Here is an 18,903-nt window from a genome sequence, read left to right on the forward strand (position 1 = left end):
TGCTATGTAATTAATTGATCCCCCACCGCTACTCCAAACTCTAAAAATAGCCCATCTCCACTTCGTTTACACACTATAAACATTCATTTATCCTATCTCCCTTTAGTATGATGTATTAACAAAGCAATTATTCAACATATTTCCAAGCTTTATATTGGACTTACTTGGTTTAATCAAATAAACATTATTTCCAAAACATGGCATCAGCACTATCGTTCCATCAGCACAAAGTCCTCCGCCTGCACATTGGGCATATACCGGATTATCTATGTGAAACAATTCTTTTGCCTTTTGACTATTAACATCAAATTCCCAAATTGTCTGCCCGCCTGCAACAACTCCATACATTCTACCGTTTATACCCACAACTGTCCCATAACAATCCGGATTCCCTATTTTCTTGCAAATAAATTCGATTTTTCTTTTTTGCGGATTTACTTTTAAGATTCCGTTTCCTTCTTTGGAATATCCATATATGTTTCCATCTATTCCAACTACAGCTCCAAATACCAAATGATCCGAAGGATTTCCAAATAGCTCAACTCTCTCAGTATCCGTATTTAACACCAACATTCTATGTCCTTGTTCAGGTATCATATATATATCGCCATTTGGAAGAATAACAGAGGATGAATACCTATAGTACTGCTTATTATCTGGAATGTATATTCGCCGCGTTTCAAAAGTGTTTAAATCAATTCTCAGTATGTGATCTGAATTCCTCGGTGGCTGGTAAACAATACCATCTGGCGTCGCAACACCGCCATAATGATGTTCTCCGCAATAATGCGTATTCAGACTAATTTCTTTTATCGATTCCTTTCTAGTATCAACTACAAGAATACTATTTTCCTTCCTTGGCAAGCCGTATACTAGTCCCTCGAATACACAAGCCCCCGTCCACTTAAAAGTACCAATTTTAGCTTTGCCATATTCTTTATATCTCGCGCTTGCTGCATCAATTTCGATTACTCCTCTTGATGAATTGGGTACTCCAATAATTTTATTACCCATACAGCAGCCACCCACATGGCTTTCCTTTCTGCGAGGGACCATAACTTTCATAAGTCCCACGTAGTTTACATGCGTATTCTCTGTAGTAATCCTAATATAATCCGCCCACTCTTCTTCCAGTTTCTTCACTTAATAAGCCTCTTCATCCCCACCATCCGCAATAATAGTAGTCCCACATAATGCCACTCCTTTGTTTGAAAGACATAATAATGCCAGTTCTGCTATTTCTTCAGGTGCTATAAAACGTTCAATTGCATGTCTAGAATACTGTTGATCCAAAGATTTGGCATATGAAGATATTATCGGTGTAAAAGTTGCTCCTGGGGCTATACCATTTATTATAATTCCGTGATGACCAAATTTTTTACCGAACGATCGTGTCCATCGCATGATTGCGAGTTTTGCAGCTCCATATATGCCTTGAATATCCATACAGGCTGCATTTGATGAAAAATTTAAAATATTCCCCGCAATGTTATTCTCAAGAAAATAACTAACTTCATTTCTCATTAAAAAATAAGCTGCCTTGAAATTGATATCAGAAACCTCATCCCATTCCTCCTCTGTTATATCCCAAGGTTCGTAACCTCTAGCTTTTGTCTCTAGAGAAATAGCTGATGCATTGACAAATGCATCAAGACCGTCCATCATATCTGCCGCTCTTTTAAACATTCTCTCATGTGTATCAATTTGTGAAATGTCGCCCGAAAAAAAATGTAATCTTTCACTGTCAAGCTCAAGCTTTACAGTCTCCAATCTTTCAGCAGTTCTACCAACAATTATGACTTCAGAGCCTTCATCTAGCATTCGTTTCGCAATCGCTTTTCCTATTCCGCCCCCCCCACCGAACACCAATATCTTTTGACTTCGTTTTTCTCTATCTATGCTGTTTTTCCTTGCAATTCTCCCATTTTCTACTTGATTTAGGACTTTATTTATTACACTTAATCCAGGCAAAGACTCGCCATCCAAACAGTACTCTACTATCTCACCAATTGAAATAATATCTGCATCAGTCAGGGTCTCCAGTTCTTCCTTTATATCATAGTAATGTTCCATAGGAGTAACCACAATGAGGTCGACTCTATCTTGTGCTTTAATCTCATTAGGCGGAATAATAATCAATTCTTCGTCAGAAACAGATAAGTTTTCATAGTTTTTGTCGATAGCAAATATAATCTCAACACCCGTGTCTTTGATGATATCATAAGTCAATGCTCCGACTCGTCCAAGACCATAAACAGCTACTTTTCTTACTTCATTAGCCTTAAAGAACTCGCCAATACCAAGATCGGCACTCTGTAATTTCAGCAATCCTTCAATAACATCAAAAGCATTCACGCCCTTTATCTCTCCCAAATATACCCTTCAGCAACAACATCCTCGGTTCTCTTATTAGTAAAAACACACTCTTTAGGAACCTTTCCATGAACCATGGTTCCGGCTCCTATTATTGTGTCATTCCCTATCACTGAACCTTTTAAAATTATGCTATTTGTTCCAATCCAGACATTATCGCCAATTACAACTTCTTCATCCATAATATGAGGGTTAAAATCAGAATCATATATAGGATGATAATCTGAATCAAATACTGTTATGTTTCTACCAAACATCACATTATTTCCAAATATCATTTTCTTCTTGCATATAATGCAGGTATCAATCATTGTCGTAAAATATCCTGCCTTAAAATATGCGTTCTCTGCCACAGAAAACGTAGTTCCATATGCAAGTTCAACCCTATTGTCCAAATATACCGTTGCACCATCTCTAAGTCTTACAACTGTCTCTTTGCTACCTCTTGGATATGATGGACAGTAGTTAATCAGTATATTGCCTTTAAGGTTCAATTTTGCATTAGGATGAATGTCAATTACTGATCCTTCATACGGAATCAAAAAAGCATTCTTTTCTCTAATGACTGAATTGCATCTATAGTTGTAGTAAACGAATGCATCCCAATCTATGTTTTCTTTTTCCTCTTTCAGAAAGAGAAGTGGTCGTTGTCGCATGCGTTTTTCATGCGCATTTTTTTGCTCATCTGTTTCAGCTCTGAATTCCTTAAACTCTTGTAGAGCACCTTCCCACCCATCCTTTGTAATTGTTGAGAAAAAGTGCCCTCGTTCTTTCGGTCTATCAGGAGATGAAACATAAGAAGGATTACCATTACTAATTCGCTCTATTGGTTTTTTTATTAAATAAAGAGAGTTTTGCAACCTATCGATACACGCCTGCCCTTTGGGTGTATTTATCACTAATGCAGAAACACCATCGCGTAGATCCCTCTCTGTCACTCTGTCAATCTGCCAGAAATCACCCATCGTAATATCAGAGTACATATTTCCCTTCTTAAACTGACAATTATAGCAACTAGGACGCAAATTTAGATTTTTAGCAATAAAGAAATGCAGGAATTCATCTTTCCATCTACTTACAAACTGTTCTTTGCCGCTTTCATACTTTAACATTGCTCCAAAATCAATCCACGCATACTTTTTATATTTATCACGATAAAAAATGACCCGAGATTGCTCCATTCTTTCGTAATATTCAATCTTTTTCTTTTGTAATAATGGGGAAGGTACTCCTCTACATATAAAATCTAATGTGAGTAGGTTTGCAGGTCTTTCACCGAAAAAGCCATACAATGCAGCTACCTGACATGGTGTACCAACAAATAGAACTTCTCTTCCTGTATCAATACAACTTTTCGTCTTTTGGTATATTTTTTCAGTATCACTTTGAAAATACTTGCTGCCTTTAAGTCTACTAATTCCTTCTTCATTAGATGCAACCATATGGTATGCACCTTTAAAATTATTTGTATATGCACTTCCAATAACAAATCCTCCGCTGGAAATAATCTCCTCTGCTATCGCTGGAAAAACTCCTCCTGAAGTGGCATTTCTCCTCTCATTGTCATCCTTATTCCATGAAGCATACGCTCTTATTGGTTCTGCATTTTCATACGTATTATTAGTAACTGGGCAGCATGCTAAACAGGCTCCGCAATTAACGCAACTATCACTACTTATTTGAGGATACCAAAATCCCTCATTATCAATGCAAAAGCTAATAGCATCTTGTGGACAGGAATCTCCACAAGCTTTGCATCCTGTACAATATTCTTTTGATATTACGTTTATTGTTCTCACATCCATATCTCAATTATACAACATTTTTTTTATGTATATATTTTTGTGCATTAGTTACAAAAACAAAAAATGTCGCATGCCCAAAAGCATGCGACATTTTTTCATTTAATTAAAGATTACTGTGCTACTTCTCCATAATAAGTAGGCCCTTGTGCTACAGTCACAGCTTTAACATAACTCTTGATAGTTGCTTTGTCTTCTTCAGTCAAATCACCTGTATATCCAAAGAGAGGAGCAAGTTGTGACATAGGAACTTTGACACAATATGTTGTGAACGTATCTCCAAGTTTAACTACATTAGTTGCAGCAGGAGTAACTGTTCTGCCATTGACTGTGATTGCAGTTACTGGAGTAGTACTATGATCAGCAAATCCACCACCAGTTGCCCAATTATCGGTTCCCTTTGAAACATAAAGGTCATCATCACTAAAGATAGCAATTGCAGGAAGAGAATCCTTAACAGAAGTCAAAGTATATTTAAAATTAATCTTAGGCGCTGTTTTAGGCTTTCTCGTACCTTTATCATCATAGTACCATGTTGACATTTCTATATCTTTATTAATTGCTCCAGTCAAGTAGAAGCTAATAGTAGGGAATGTACCAGCATAACTAGTATCTATAGCATATGAATATGTCCCAGAAGTATCAGTAACCTTATATGCATCTTCGGCGCTCAATAACATAAAGTTAGTTTTTGTAGTATTTGTTGCTGTAAATGCCAGCTCCTTATCAACTCCATAAGGAATAAGCCCTAAGTAAATAGCCTTATTATCAGATAAATCTGCCTTTGCAGAAAGTGCAGTAGCAACAGCGATTGGATTAGATGCTCCATCCTCAACATAATATGTTACACCTAGATCTACAGGAACAGCACTCTTATTTGTGATAGTAAACGCATCACTATAATTACTTACTGTCTTACTTGAGTCAGCACCAGTATTAAGGAAAATTACTCCTGTATTATCTGTAACGCTAGTAACAGCTGTGCCATCATAACTCTTTACTTCTGACATAACCCCTTCTGGATCAATTTTGTAATTAAAGTTTGCTGTAGGAACTACTACCTGCATGACATTCTTGTCAACATACGCACTACTTCCTGTACCTGTTAATTCTACAGCAGTTGTAACATCAGTTGTTGCCGGGGTCGGTTCAGTTGCAAATACGGTCAAGCTACTTCCTACCATCATTACTGCTGCCATTGAAAATGATAAGATTCTTTTTGTGTTCATAAAGTATCCTCCTTGAATTAATACTTTTTTAGGTCATCATCCTTGATGACCAAACTACCAATATAGTGATATCACACTGCCCTATTAATTTAGAACATGAATTATTGTTCCTACTCTTACTGTTGTAAGTTCATTTTGTTCATCATCCACAAGATGATATATAAGTGTGCAATTATAATCGCCTTTATCTAATTTTTTATCCAACTTGAACTTTTCTATCTTTGCACCAAGTTCCAACACCGGAGACGAATAAATTGTTTCACCCGTATCATCATCGATAATATCAAAATAAACAGGGCTCTCATTTGTTGCATCGTTGGTAACATATGCATCGTTAGAAGGTGATGAACCATCATTAAATGTCCATTCCGTATTCTGGGTTATTGTATAATACTGCGGAACATGTTTATCGTTTGATTCATTTACCCACTCATCAATAACTTCCTCTACATTTTCAGCCGTTACTACATCCTTCGTTTCTTTGGGTTCTTCTTTTGTATTTTTGTTTAACTTACCTACCAGAACCACTATTGTAGCAACCAAAATCGCAATAACAACAACGACACCAATAACGACTGGCTTGCTACCTCCTTTCCCACTCATCCGAGTTGAATTCTCTCCATTGTTCAATTCACTCATGCCTTCTCCGTTTCCACTAGGTGATCTTCAGTACAGTCCCCTAGTCATATTTTGAGCGACATCGTCACACGAAATACTGTTCCAAAAAGAAAGATTTCTTTCTGTCATTCCTGCGACATTTGATGCCTCTCATTTATTATATCGGAGATATGAGTCAGGAACTTTATACCATGTTGAAAAATTACAGAATGGCGATTCATTCCACCTGTGTTAAGTGTGTTGAGTATAGCATCAAGATATAAAAAAAAAATAAAATAGGCATTAAAAAAGAAAGAAATTGAAGCATTTTATTTGTTTTATTTCATAATTATCGGTGATAATTGAAACTTTTTTTCCAATGAGCGCATATAATGGCATTCCCTTATATATTTGTATTACCTTACACGCCTACTAAATCTATATTTTTTTATATTTTCCTTACATCATCTGCCTGAAATTGAACCTTTACCTGTGTTCCAAACATCTCAATAGTGGTATACACTATTCTTCTTGCAGGATCTACGTCAGTTACTGTAAATACCTGTTCCTCATACACTCCTGTCTCGTCGACAACTTTATCCCCAGGGTAAATGCCTATGTCCGTATCGCCTTTTAGAAGGTTGTCCTCCCCAGTAGCTTTGTGGGCATTTTGGCTTTCAGTGATCCATGGAAGTGGCGGATCTTTTTCGGTCCACAATCCAAATTTGAGTTTTCTTTCTTTTCCAAATATATTTGCCTGGACAATTGCACGCCTTCTGGAGATGTCGAACTTTATTATTCGGTTGCTATATTTGGCAAGTGGTCCGATTATTCTCTGGGGGTTGCAATTAGATGCACGTTTAACAAGGCTCACTCTCATGAGGCCGTTTTCCATAAGAGAATCAAGGAATAGTTGATCCTCCTTTTCTATAGGAAGAAACATTTTCGTACCATCATCCTCAACTGCTCCAAGAATCTTCTTAAATTCCGGCACAGCCTTAAGTTCAGTAAAAACAGCCCTCGGATTATCGGTATCCACAAAAAAATACCCAGGGAACAATCTTCGAAGATGGATAGTAGCGTAACCCTTCTTTTTTCTGACGTCTTCAAACATAGGAACAAACAGGTTGTTAAAACAGGATTGGTCAGCTGTATTCCTGAAGTATTCCATAACAAGCTCTTCGTTGTCGCTTTTTGTCTGAACTACGTACCACATCTTTCGTCTCCCTTGGGCCGTGCTTCGCCATGTCGCAGTTTTGTCTTTTCTGCGACTCTTATCGCCATTGGCTTTTATGTCCATACCCTAATCCCGGGCAGCATGGCAGCACCGGTATTCAGGTATTTCCTGATATCAATAAGTTAGATTTGCTTACATGATTAGAGTGTAAACGCATTGTTTAAGTATATTTAAAAACCCCGATGTTTTACAATCGGGGTCTAAGAACCTTAATTAGTGCTACTCATTATTCAAAGTCTGCTATTCCACTATTGAATACTACAACTCCCCCGTCTTATTGCTTTATCCCATAGCTTTTTGTTATACGAATTACTTTGAGAATTTTCGCACAATTATCAAAATTTTGTAATTAATGTAATGATATCATAATTATATTACTGTAACAACCGCACAATTCGTCTGAATTTTATTAAATTTATATAAAATAAAGCTAATCAGTTTGTATGTAATTATTCCAAACCGCCTGAGTTCAGAAGCTGAATAGATTATAAACCATCCGCAATCCCTTGTGGTATGTGGTATTTTTGTCAATATTATATATGGCACGATATAGCTCGATGTGATATACCTTATGTATATGAACGAACTAAAAAAAACCAATGGTAACTTAAAAAGGTTTGATTATCCAATATTATTATTTGAGTATTTTAAAAGCGCAGCTTTCACTGCGCTTAAGCAAATATGTCATATAATGTCTATAGAATGTAAATCATTATTTTGTCACTGCCAACTTCCCTGAATACATATCATAATATTCTTTGGCCTTTTCCTTAGAAAGTTTATAGTGTTTTTGTAATTTCGCAATAATGTCCTCTTCTGAAAAAGAATCTTCAACCTTATCTTCTATAAAAATTCTGATTCCTTCCTCTTCGCTTTCAGCTTTTCCTTTTTCTACTCCCTGATCAAAAATCTGAAACTCAGGCAAATCTATTATTTTGCCACCCATAAAATCACCCACCTTCTTCTGAACATTATCCTGCTTCATTGTGAGCTTGTAAGCAACACTATGTGTTAATTTTATGATAGCACTGTAGGATAATGCTGACAAGCTGCCCATTTCCAGCTCTTTTTTGAGTCTGTTGAAGATATAATTATATTCATCGAATAATTTATTTATCGCATCTTCACTTTTATCTATTTCCGGAAGCTGATTCTCATAATTGAAAATATAAAACGGAATCAGCATATAAAGCTTTTCTCTAAATATATCCTCCACTGTATAATCAGACATTTTCACTATAGGCACATCATAAGATACTGTTTTCCCTCCGGGAACTGTTATTTCAATATTTGCTTTATCCGATGCTTTATCAGAACCTCTAAGCAAAAGCAATCCTGAATTAGGGAAACTAACTTTTAGGCTACTAATAGTTTCTTCCGCAGAATTCTTAGCTATTTGAGAACCGTATTCGAATATCCTTACCAGAATCGTTCCATCATATTTTAAGCTTTCACATTCAATGTGATATCTTTTGGATATCTCACGATAAATAATCTCGAAGCTTGAATCAGTTACCCGTTTTTCTTCCGAGCCATCCATATGCTCAACAAAATGCTCATTCCACAGCCTTTTAATGACCGCATCTTTTCCATAGTTTTCTCCAAACATATGACTCACGAAGGATATAACTAAATCATCGCATCGTCCTTCCATAGTCCGAAAAGCATCATCATACGCAATCTCAGAATAGACCGGATTGTTTTTCTTTACATTCTCTTTTTCTTCCATACTTTTCCTTCCTTTTGCATATTTTTGTATTGCAAGACATGCAAAGGATATGAAAAATAGAATACTTCCAAGAATATATAAGAACTAGTTTGAATAAATATTATTGCTCAAAATCAAGTCAATCACGGGAATAATCTGGCGAATCGCCTTGATCGCTTTACATGAAATAAATACGTTGAGACATTAACACATCCTCCATAAAATGTAAAGTATAATTTTAATGACTGAATTTGATTGAATTCATATAAATTTGCCTTTACACAAAAAATCAGATTATTTATTTGTCGTAGTTTTTTATCACCCCTGCAGCAGCGTCATTACGCCCTGAGTACTCTGATTAGCCTGTACAAGCATTGATTGGCCTGCCTGCGCCAGGATATTATTGATACTGTATTTCACCATTTCATCTGCCATGTCTGTATCACGAAGTCTTGATTCAGAAGCTGTTGTGTTTTCAACTACATTGTCCAGATTCTTGATAGTGTGTTCCATTCGGTTCTGAACTGCTCCAAGTTCAGATCTCTGTCTTGAGACTTCTTTTATTGCATCTTCAATAGCATCAAGCGCATAGGTGGCACCAATGCCATTGTCATCAACCACATTCAGGTTCCATATGCCAAGATTCTTTGCACTCATGGCTTCTATGCTGACACCTATCTTATTATTCATATCTGCATCAGCTCCTGCGTGAATAGACGTATTTAAGTCCTTGGATATAGTGGTAGTACCTCTATCAATCTCGAATATAACTCTTGACGCATCATTGTCCGGATCCTCCAGAAAATCTGCTGCCATGGTAACACCATCATCTATATCTTCATTATTTTTATCCCTTACTTTCGCGTAAGTATCTGTTGCACCGATATTGCTGGCTTTTTCCAATTCTCTGGCAATGAGTTTATAAGCCCTGCCTTCTGTGATTACACTTCTGTCATCATCATCGTAACCATCACCATCCTGATCAACCATAAGGGTGTATGTAACTCCATGGAAGGTCACTGTATTCCCATTTATAGGATCATCTTTTCCAGCCCCGGGCTTTGTGGTATCCATCTCATTATCTTCGCCGTAAGCTATACATATTGCTGACCTATAAAGATTTGTTTCAGCAGTATAGGAATTCCCATCTACTTTAATAAGCGATCCTTCCGTTGTACCCTCATCATACGAAAAATTAGAAAGCCTATTTTTTACAGTACTGAGGTTATATTTTCTTAGCGAATAAGAGTCCCCATCAATAGTCACACGCGTGGTTGCGCTGGTACCTTCTCCTACGGATGCCCCACTGACATAGCTTCTTATGTCATTGTAATTGTAATTCCTTACAACATAGCCATAAGTATTGCTTCCCCTTTTTATGGTAACAGTCTGTCCGTTAAGGTTATCCCCTATATCACTTCTTATGTCATTAAGTGTTTTGATAACAGAAGAATCCGTGGATGATACATATGCATTTGAGGAATTCTTGTTATAGGTCACTCCTCCATAGGTGATGCTATCCATTCCCGAATCAATTCTTGATCTTATATTTGCGCTGTGTTCAGCGACATTGCCGCTTCCGTCTATAAGTGTATATGTAGTGCTATTCCCATTAGCCCCTGTTATTGTTACCGATTTTGTAGAGGAATTAACCTTTCCTGCTACTGTAGAGGCAAATTCTGCTGTATAATTCCCATTTTTTAGTTCATAGTTATCAGTACCTATTGAAACTGTACTTGTATTCGGATTTACTTCATTATTTATCGCACCTATCTGTTTAAAAGCTGCATTCCCGTTCTGTCCAATAATATGGTAGGTAGTACTACCAACATCCACAGTATCCCCAGGCTCACCATCCTCTTTTATCATTTTCTGTACATCGGCTTTTCCTGTTCCTATGGTGTAGGTAATACCTGCTATCATTATCTTATCGGAATGTTTAAGCCTGTTCATAGTAAAGGATCCGTGTCCCGGACCATCTGTAGAGTTGTTTACAATTCCGTCTAATCCTGCATCATGGATATTTAGATATTTTGTCTGATACCCACTGCCACCTTTTAATAGGTAGGTTTCGTTAAATTTTGTTGTTTCAGATACTCTGTCAACCTCTGTAAGAAGCTGGTTTATTTCATCCTGGATGGATTTTCTGTCGGTGATTGAATTGGTTCCGTTTGCAGCCTGAACTGCAAGTTCGTTCATTCTGTGGAGCATGTCGTGAACTTCAGTAAGTGCACCTTCTGCTGTCTGTACCATGGATATTCCATCCTGAGCATTTGTAGATGCCCTGTCCAGGCCTCTTATCTGGCGGCGCATCTTTTCACTGATGGAAAGACCTGCAGCATCGTCAGCGGCACGATTTATTTTATAGCCCGACGAAAGCTTCTCTGCAGATTTTCTCTGTACAGAAGTCACCTGACCATACATTCTGTTAGCGTTTGCCGCCGCGATATTATGCTGAATTACCATCCATGATTCCTCTGCATAAATTGCCTATAGTTACTCATATCATTTATCGGATGAAATTGTGATTCTGTTTATGATACAGATTATAAAAACAACATAAAAAGGACCAGACGGGCATTATGCCTGACTGATCCTTATCGTTTCCTTTATAAAATAATTAATTTTTATTTCTGCGCCATAAGTTCTTTAGCTCTTGCTTCAGGGATTTTCCACTTCGTGATGAGACCTTTAAGTATACCCTCTTCTGGAACATTGTATTCCCTAAGCCCGCTTATATAGATAAGCATCCCCTCTTCTTTAACTTCTTCTTTAACCTCTTCTTTAACCTCTGTCCTTATATCTTCTCTCAAAGCTGCTTCATATTCCCATGATTTCATATATGCTAAATTCACCTCCTGACTCTGTTTTACACTTGTCACAATGTCATCAAGTGCCTTAATATCTTTATTTGATACATTCTCAGTTTTGCTGTTCTGTATATATTTTAGCATTTCTGAAATTTTCCTGCCATAATCGCCGGTAATATTACATTTTCCTTTTGTGTACAAGAATATCCTTCGTATCCCATCTTCATATTTACAATCAGGATGAGTAACGAGGGATGTTTTCGCTTCATAATACATGTCGTTCTGATCAAATGGGTCATATGATAGTATCGTGATAATAACGAGATCCGGAAGATTATCATAATCTTCGTTTGTCATCAAATTTTGCTTATCTATCATTGATGAGTAATAACGGTTTCTCCTTGGAAGTATCCGTTTATCAGCTATTCTATTCTCAGGTTCAATATCAAATAATGTGGCTGCTTTTTCACCTCTGATATTCGCTTTTATATATGCATCCAATCGTATTCCATGGTTACTTGTACCTGCCCCGTTTATCACTTTTTGAGAAATAACATCAACAACATCAATTTCCTGTCCCAGGAAAACCTGAAGCATTATTTGTACAGCTCTTTTTCCTTCATCTTTAAAGGTAAGAATACTTGTCATAAGAAAATCATCTATGACATTTAGCTCACTAAGTTCTCTCTTTTTCTTTACCGGTAATTCAATATTCAGTTTTTCTTCTGACACTTTTGTGCCCTCCTTTATATCATTTTGTATCAGATATAACCACACAGGCACGAATAATCAGACCTAAAATTCTTTAACTACTTTCAATTATAATTTGAATCAAATAAATCTTTCGTGGAAATAGGTGGGAGAAATCCCGGATACCTTGTATGGTCATCTGACCGGGATTCATAATAAATCATATATTAAATCTTGTCAATATTTTCATTGAGAACTCACTACAATTCTGAGAGTAATTGTAAATAAGACTATTCTCTTTGTCCTATCTGCCTCGTAAATTATCACTTGCCATTTTTATCATTAGTTTGATATTTTTATCATTTTTTATTATTTGATCTGATTTTTTATCATTTGATCATTATGTGATTTTTATATTAGTCGCTAATCGCATATCATTTTATAATTTATAATTTTCATGTAATATCGAAATCAATAAAATAGAAAAAGGACCAGCCTGGCATCATGCCTGACTGATCCTTCTTGTTTAAGATATTTAAATATTAGTTCCTTAGACGCCCTGCAGTACTTCCAATCTACGCTCAAACATTTCGTAATCGTTATCTCTGCCCTCAAATAAAGATTTGTCCACTTCTTTTATTTGATTTAGACCTATTTCCCTAACCGCTTCTAGCGCAGCATCTTTTTGAGATATATGCCTGGGAAGTGTAGTCTGGCAAAGTCCGCCTTCTAAAGTATCATATGCTTTGAATGATTGATTAAAATCCATAAGATCATGAAGTCTTAACGCTTTCCCAGTCTCATTGTCTATGAGTATTCCCCAATTTTCCCAGTGTCTGTCAGTATTTCCAATCAGATAATCCAGGATGTTCATCATATAATATCCATAATCATCAATTTTTATTATAGAATCTAAGGAATTAAGATCATGATTTACAGCATAGATATCAAAAGCAGCTCTGGTGGTAATACTCTTTGATTTACTGGTCATAAGCTTGCTTACAGACACAGTCACACCTTCAAATATATCCTCCTCATACAGCACCTGGTTAACTTTGTCCATACGTACTGTCTCTTTTCCTTTTTCAAGCTCCCTGACAAATCTCAGTCCAAGTCCTGCTCTAAGGGCAAATTCCTCTTGTGTCAGACCTGCTTTCTTTCGTTCAGTTTTTACAAATTCAGCTATTAATCTTGTCCATTATATCCTTGAAATCTATTTCCAAGTCATCGTATATTACGGGCTTAACGGTATCTGTTATTGAATATTCCTCAAATTCATATTCGCCATTCACAAGTCTATGGACAACTACACTTTTGCTATCCGGATTAACCTGCCAATATTCCTTTACTTTTGCGTTTTTGTATAAATTATATTTTCTAACATAATCATGAGTTGCACTACTCGGCGACACAATTTCAATTATCCAGTCCGGAGCTCCGTTGCATCTTTTCCCATCAAGCTTATCCCTGTCACAGATTACGCTAATATCCGGTTGAACTATTGTATCTCTCTTTTCATCAAGCTTTACATCAAAAGGCGCATGAAAAACTTTACATTTCCCACCTTTTTCTTCAATATAGTTTCCTATAATTCTAAAAAGATGTCCGGATATTTCCTGATGCAACTGACTGGGAGATGCCATATCATAGAACACTCCATTAATCAATTCAACCCTTTCGCCTTCCGGTAGGGCATAGTAATCTTCTTCAGTATAGTATTCCTTTATCTCTTTGGGTAATGGCATAATCTAATCCTCCATCGAATCGATAATCTATAATAATTATATTATATCCTTTGCCGCCTTACATCACTATATCAAAGACAAATTGATTCTCATCAAACCGGATGCATGTATCATACATTACCAGTACCGATCTCCATTTTAAACGTATCAGTTTAAATCGTCTCGCTTATCCATTTATGGATATCCATGTTTTATTAACTATTTCAAACCTCTATCCTATAATAGATATAACCAAGCATTTAAAAGTGCCATATTTGGAAATACACTAATAATATCATGCTATAGAACTTCAATTAAAAAGCCAATTAAAAGGAGATGTTATAAAAAATGACACTACAGGAAATGATAGATCGAAAAAATGAATTAGGTCTTACCTATGAGCAGATTGCAAGATTATCCGGAGTTCCTGTAGGAACTGTTCAGAAGGTTCTGGGTGGTATAACAAAATCCCCCAGATATGATAATTTTCCCTTGCGACGTTCAGCTTGACATGGATGACAAAACGATGGTTCAACCTGACTTCATGATTGTCTGCGACAAGGAAAAAATAATCAAACGTAAAGTATACGGTGCTCCTGACTTCATTGTTGAAGTACTCTCACCATCATCAATAGACAGAGACAATATGCTCAAGCTTATAAAATACAAAGACGCGGGGTTAAAAGAATATTGGATTGTTGATACCAAAAGGCAGAAAATCCTTGTCTATAATTTTAGTGAGGATTTCGATCTATCAGTCTATCGTTTCAATGACGTGGTTCCTGTGGGCTTATATGAGGGTGATTGCATAGTCGATTTCACCCCATATTGGATGAGATTTCTTTTCTGCTATAAATTCACGCAGGCTATTTTGTTCAGCAATAAGCTCCACTAAGCTCATCAAGACCTTGCTAAGTGCTATACACAAATTTAAGAGGCGCCTTCCATCCTGGAAAGCGCCCCCAGCACAATTTTCTTATTTTGAATGATTTGTTTTTTAGTGATCTTATTAGCCCTGAAGGAGTGACATAACACCCTGTGTGCTCTGGTTTGCCTGAGCCAGCATTGACTGTCCTGCCTGTGCAAGGATGTTGTTCTTGCTGTAGGTAACCATCTCGTCTGCCATATCTGTGTCACGGATTCTGGACTCAGCTGCTGTTGTATTTTCAACTACGTTATCGAGGTTCTTGATTGTGTGCTCAAGTCTGTTCTGTACGGCACCGAGTTCAGATCTCTGTGCTGATACCTGCTTAAGTGCATCTTCTATAGCGTCGATTGCATATGTTGCTGCCATTCCTGTGCTGTCTGATACTGTAAGATTCTGAATACCGAGGTTAGCTGCTGTCATAGGCTGTATTGTGATGCTAATCTTGTTGGTCATGTCTGCATCAGATCCTACATGAAGGCTAAGGCCGAGATCCTTGGGAACCTGTGCTGTGCTCTTGGAGATACTGAATACGAAGGTTCCGCCAACCGCTACCTGCTTTTTCCCTTCAAGTTTTGATATGTTCTCTTCACTCTGAACCTTAGAAGCGGAAACATCGGAAAGCTTTACAGCAACCTGAACCGACTTAAGATGTGCAGCATCTACACCAATTCTGTTAGCCTGAACAAGAGCATCCTTAACCTTTGCAACTGCTGTACTTACGTGAATATTCTTATCAAGAGTCTTATCTACAGCTGTCTGAGGACCGCCATCTCCTACGCTTACTGAGGAGCCGTCCTTAACCTTTGATTTTATCTCATCTACTGTAAATTCCTGCTCACCGAATTTGAATACTGTTTCTGTTCCGGAAGAGGAATCAGGTCCTGTTACATATTCTGTTCCGTCGATAACAACCTTGCCACCTTCAGGTGTACCATCAGCTAAATCCTGAATTTTCCCCTGGATACTTGAAATAAGGTCATCATCTGTATAAATGTGATAGTCTTTTCCTGCAATCTTTACATTGGTATCATCTTTGATATCCATTGTGAATGTAGCTTTGATACCGGCATCTGCAAGTGTTCCTTCAAGACCTGCATCATGTGCTACCATATATTTTTCATGAAATCCTGTATCTCCTTTAAGAAGATAGGTTTCGTTAAATTTCGTTGTCTGTGCTACGCGGTCGATCTCAGTTGTGAGCTGCTTGATCTCATCCTGGATGGATGTACGGTCTGTCTCACTATTTGTTCCGTTAGCTGCCTGTACTGCCAGCTCGTTCATTCTCTGAAGCATATCGTGTACTTCTGTAAGTGCACCTTCTGCTGTCTGTACGGAACTGATACCATCGTCTGCGTTTGTTGATGCTCTGTCTAAGCCTCTCATCTGCTTTCTCATCTTCTCAGAAATTGAAAGACCTGCTGCATCATCTGCTGCTCTATTTATTTTATAACCTGAGGAAAGTTTCTCTGAAGATTTGCCCTGAGTACTTGTTGTAATACCGAGCATTCTATTAGAATTCATCGCCGTAAGATTGTGCTGGATAACCATATATATACCTCCATGTGGGTGCAGTTCCTCCTATGATCCTTATAGTCAGAGACTGCCTGCTTGATAAAAAAATTCGAAATTAAAAGTTTCTTATTAAGTTGAGTGCGCTCCCACATCGATCATCCTTGACGATGTTTGTATTTGTTTTACACTCTATATATCGTTCGGATTTTCGATTACTTAACCCCTTTTTTGAAATTTTTTTGATTTTTTATTTCAAAGCCGAATAAACGCCAAAACAAAAAGCCCGAAAAAGCAGTTATTCTCTGCATTTCCGAGCTTTAAGATGTGTATTAAAAATTTCAAAAATTTGAAACAAAAAACTTCAAAGTATATTTCTCATCTGTCATTTTCACTAATAGCTTCCAAAATAGCCTCTTTAAGGCTTCCGCAATCCTCAGGCAGATGAGAATAATAACTTATCGCATTTTCAAAAACAGGGATTGCCTCTTCATTATTTCTTATCATAAAGGTATAATCCGGTATCGAGTAAATATCTTCTACCCAGTATTCCTCCAGCAATGCATTAGCTGTTGTGGAATATATTTCTGCCCTGAGCTTATCCAATCTGATAAGCTTCTTTTTATTCTTATTGTCCCTAATATCCTGATATTTGCTAACTTTTAGCAGCTGATTACAGATGGTAACGATTTCTTCACAGTTTCTTACAATCATATCGAGATCATCACACCAGGAATTCAATTTTTCACACATCTCAGAATATTCCTCTTCTGATTGTGCTCTGGGGAGCTTGCATAGAAACTCTCCAAGTTCCTCAGCATCATTGTATGTATTTCCTTTTGCAACAAGCTCATCAGAAACAGCCTTAAGTGTCATTACTTCCGAGCCTCTTATAAGAGCCCCGCCTTCTGTCGCATCTATCACTCTTAGCTCAGGATTTAGCTTAATCCTTCTCTCAAAGAAGTCCCTGAATTCTCTCCACATCCCACAGGACTGCACAACACCGCCATTAATACCCGGAAGCTCTATTGTTGTAAGATTTCTTGCATCATCTCCTCCGGAATCAGAGTTATCCGCATGGTGTTTTCCATCAAGATATGCCATGTCCTGACCTATCAGAATTATTGTCTTTATTCCAAGCTTTTCACAAGCAACAAAACATGCTCCCGAAACGTTTCCTCCTAAATCCACACCTCCAAGATCAGCCTCTATCTTCTTTCCAAACAAGGTCTCCTCATAATGAAGCGCATGGAAATAGATGCATCTTCCTTCAAACATTTTCTGAGCTTCACTGTTAGCTTGCATAGAGCAAAGAAGCGGTATGTGCTTTGCAACAGGATAGTTAAGGAAAGCCGGATCCTTTCCGGGTTCCGCTGATAATACCACATCAGGCTCGATTCCATGTTCATTAAGTACGTTTAAAGCACGGTCACTACACATGATTAGTGCCCGCCCCTTTAATTCCTTAAGATCATCCACATTCTTATTTAGTGACGGACCTGCTGATACTATTACCGCAGGGATATCCTTTGGCAGCGCCTCTCGCATTGCAGGTAATATGGCAGCGTTTCTCATATGAGTCCACGCATATAGCCTGCACTTAAGACTTATTCTGCCTCTTTTTTTCTGATAATTCTTTTGACCGCACATTATTCCGGCAAGTGCTTCACAGCTCTCATCAAACCCTGCATTTGATGCATAAAAAGGTGTGGAAATACCTTCTGTCTCAGAATTATATGTAACAATATCCATCATGGCTTCATTTACATATAGCCCTCTTTGCTCGTCATTTACAAAAAGATGAATTCTTCTATCATCAATCAATGATGTAATATCTATATATGCACAAATGAATGAAAACAAATCTTCCTGCGGCTCATATATGTAAAAATGCGTATCCGGTCTTATCTTTTTTTGAAGAGCCTCAAGATGATATCCTGCCCCAAATCCCAGGAGCAAAACAGTAGTCCTTCTGTTCTTAAACTCAAACTTCTCTGCCCACCGCTCTGCCTCATACATTGGATCGTATTCACTGTTCATACGAAGGTCACGTCCACCCGGAGCAGCTCCCAAAATAAAAAGGATAGGCTCACCGTTTTGTGCAATATCCATCCTATATATTTTATCTTCATCCGCATCAATTTGCGGTCTGAAGCCATAACGTTTTTTAAATGCAGAAAAATTCATCTCTCTTATTTTTTCGTTTTTTTGTAGCATTGTATCCCCCAATCCCCCACACAAGTACCATCTTATAGAATCTTTCTTACTCTCTAAATGATCTTCCGTTTTTCCGAAA

At 37.4% G+C, this 18,903-nt stretch carries 15 protein-coding genes and 2 pseudogenes; 2 read left to right on the forward strand and 15 right to left on the reverse strand.

Going from position 1 to position 18,903, the window contains the following annotated elements; all coding sequences use genetic code 11:
* Window positions 1-102 precede the first annotated feature (102 nt).
* The 13 genes and pseudogenes from BV60_RS0114380 to BV60_RS0114435 form a co-directional block, all read right to left on the reverse strand.
* Window positions 103-1,143 (reverse strand): hypothetical protein, encoded by a 1,041-nt coding sequence (locus BV60_RS0114380; protein WP_029322822.1) that lies wholly within the window; start codon window positions 1,141-1,143, stop codon window positions 103-105.
* The gene (locus tag BV60_RS0114385; protein WP_029322823.1) at window positions 1,144-2,373 is read right to left on the reverse strand and encodes an SDR family oxidoreductase; all 1,230 of its coding nucleotides are present in this window, start codon (window positions 2,371-2,373) and stop codon (window positions 1,144-1,146) included.
* Window positions 2,361-4,178 (reverse strand): Coenzyme F420 hydrogenase/dehydrogenase, beta subunit C-terminal domain, encoded by a 1,818-nt coding sequence (locus BV60_RS0114390; RefSeq protein WP_029322824.1) that lies wholly within the window; start codon window positions 4,176-4,178, stop codon window positions 2,361-2,363. Before BV60_RS0114390 ends, BV60_RS0114385 begins: the two co-directional genes overlap by 13 nt.
* Window positions 4,179-4,288: 110 nt before the next feature.
* Window positions 4,289-5,404 carry a hypothetical protein gene (locus tag BV60_RS0114395; protein ID WP_029322825.1) on the reverse strand — a complete coding sequence of 372 codons (1,116 nt, stop codon included), beginning with the start codon at window positions 5,402-5,404 and terminating at the stop codon, window positions 4,289-4,291.
* A gap of 84 nt (window positions 5,405-5,488) precedes the next feature.
* Window positions 5,489-6,007 (reverse strand): hypothetical protein, encoded by a 519-nt coding sequence (locus tag BV60_RS21195; protein WP_156036113.1) that lies wholly within the window; start codon window positions 6,005-6,007, stop codon window positions 5,489-5,491.
* Window positions 6,008-6,449: 442 nt separating this feature from the next.
* On the reverse strand, window positions 6,450-7,217 hold the full coding sequence (locus BV60_RS0114405; RefSeq protein WP_029322827.1) for a transcription termination/antitermination NusG family protein: 768 nt from the start codon (window positions 7,215-7,217) through the stop codon (window positions 6,450-6,452).
* A 733-nt stretch (window positions 7,218-7,950) separates the two neighbouring features.
* Window positions 7,951-8,967, reverse strand: coding sequence for a hypothetical protein (locus BV60_RS0114410; protein ID WP_051656757.1), 1,017 nt, complete (start codon window positions 8,965-8,967; stop codon window positions 7,951-7,953).
* Between the two features lie 297 nt (window positions 8,968-9,264).
* A complete protein-coding gene (locus tag BV60_RS24115) occupies window positions 9,265-10,899 on the reverse strand; it encodes a flagellin (RefSeq protein WP_442856315.1) in 1,635 nt (544 codons plus the stop codon).
* Between the two features lie 44 nt (window positions 10,900-10,943).
* Window positions 10,944-11,412 (reverse strand): annotated as a pseudogene (locus BV60_RS24530) (flagellin N-terminal helical domain-containing protein); the annotation flags it as partial.
* A 161-nt stretch (window positions 11,413-11,573) separates the two neighbouring features.
* Window positions 11,574-12,488 (reverse strand): hypothetical protein, encoded by a 915-nt coding sequence (locus BV60_RS0114425; protein WP_029322830.1) that lies wholly within the window; start codon window positions 12,486-12,488, stop codon window positions 11,574-11,576.
* 508 nt (window positions 12,489-12,996) lie between these two features.
* Window positions 12,997-13,509, reverse strand: coding sequence for a hypothetical protein (locus BV60_RS23525; RefSeq protein ID WP_051656759.1), 513 nt, complete (start codon window positions 13,507-13,509; stop codon window positions 12,997-12,999).
* A gap of 6 nt (window positions 13,510-13,515) precedes the next feature.
* Window positions 13,516-13,632 (reverse strand): annotated as a pseudogene (locus BV60_RS24385) (helix-turn-helix domain-containing protein); the annotation flags it as partial.
* Window positions 13,625-14,191, reverse strand: a complete 567-nt coding sequence (locus tag BV60_RS0114435) for a Uma2 family endonuclease (RefSeq protein WP_029322834.1) — start codon at window positions 14,189-14,191, stop codon at window positions 13,625-13,627. The pseudogene BV60_RS24385 and the gene BV60_RS0114435, both read right to left, overlap by 8 nt.
* 327 nt (window positions 14,192-14,518) lie before the next feature.
* Between BV60_RS0114435 and BV60_RS24225 the strand changes: the two genes are divergently transcribed.
* Complete coding sequence (locus tag BV60_RS24225; RefSeq protein ID WP_330376299.1) at window positions 14,519-14,680, forward strand: hypothetical protein; 162 nt, start codon at window positions 14,519-14,521, stop codon at window positions 14,678-14,680.
* Between the two features lies 1 nt (window position 14,681).
* On the forward strand, window positions 14,682-15,065 hold the full coding sequence (locus tag BV60_RS0114445) for a Uma2 family endonuclease (protein WP_330376301.1): 384 nt from the start codon (window positions 14,682-14,684) through the stop codon (window positions 15,063-15,065).
* A 114-nt stretch (window positions 15,066-15,179) separates the two neighbouring features.
* Here the strand turns inward: BV60_RS0114445 and BV60_RS0114450 are convergent, their stop codons facing one another.
* Together BV60_RS0114450 and BV60_RS0114455 are read right to left on the reverse strand one after the other, a co-directional pair.
* On the reverse strand, window positions 15,180-16,646 hold the full coding sequence (locus BV60_RS0114450; RefSeq protein WP_029322837.1) for a flagellin N-terminal helical domain-containing protein: 1,467 nt from the start codon (window positions 16,644-16,646) through the stop codon (window positions 15,180-15,182).
* Window positions 16,647-16,985: 339 nt separating this feature from the next.
* Window positions 16,986-18,824 (reverse strand): motility associated factor glycosyltransferase family protein, encoded by a 1,839-nt coding sequence (locus BV60_RS0114455; RefSeq protein WP_029322839.1) that lies wholly within the window; start codon window positions 18,822-18,824, stop codon window positions 16,986-16,988.
* Between the last annotated feature and the right edge of the window lie 79 nt (window positions 18,825-18,903).

It is taken from the genome of Butyrivibrio sp. AE3004 (assembly GCF_000703165.1).
Lineage (GTDB): Bacteria > Bacillota > Clostridia > Lachnospirales > Lachnospiraceae > Butyrivibrio.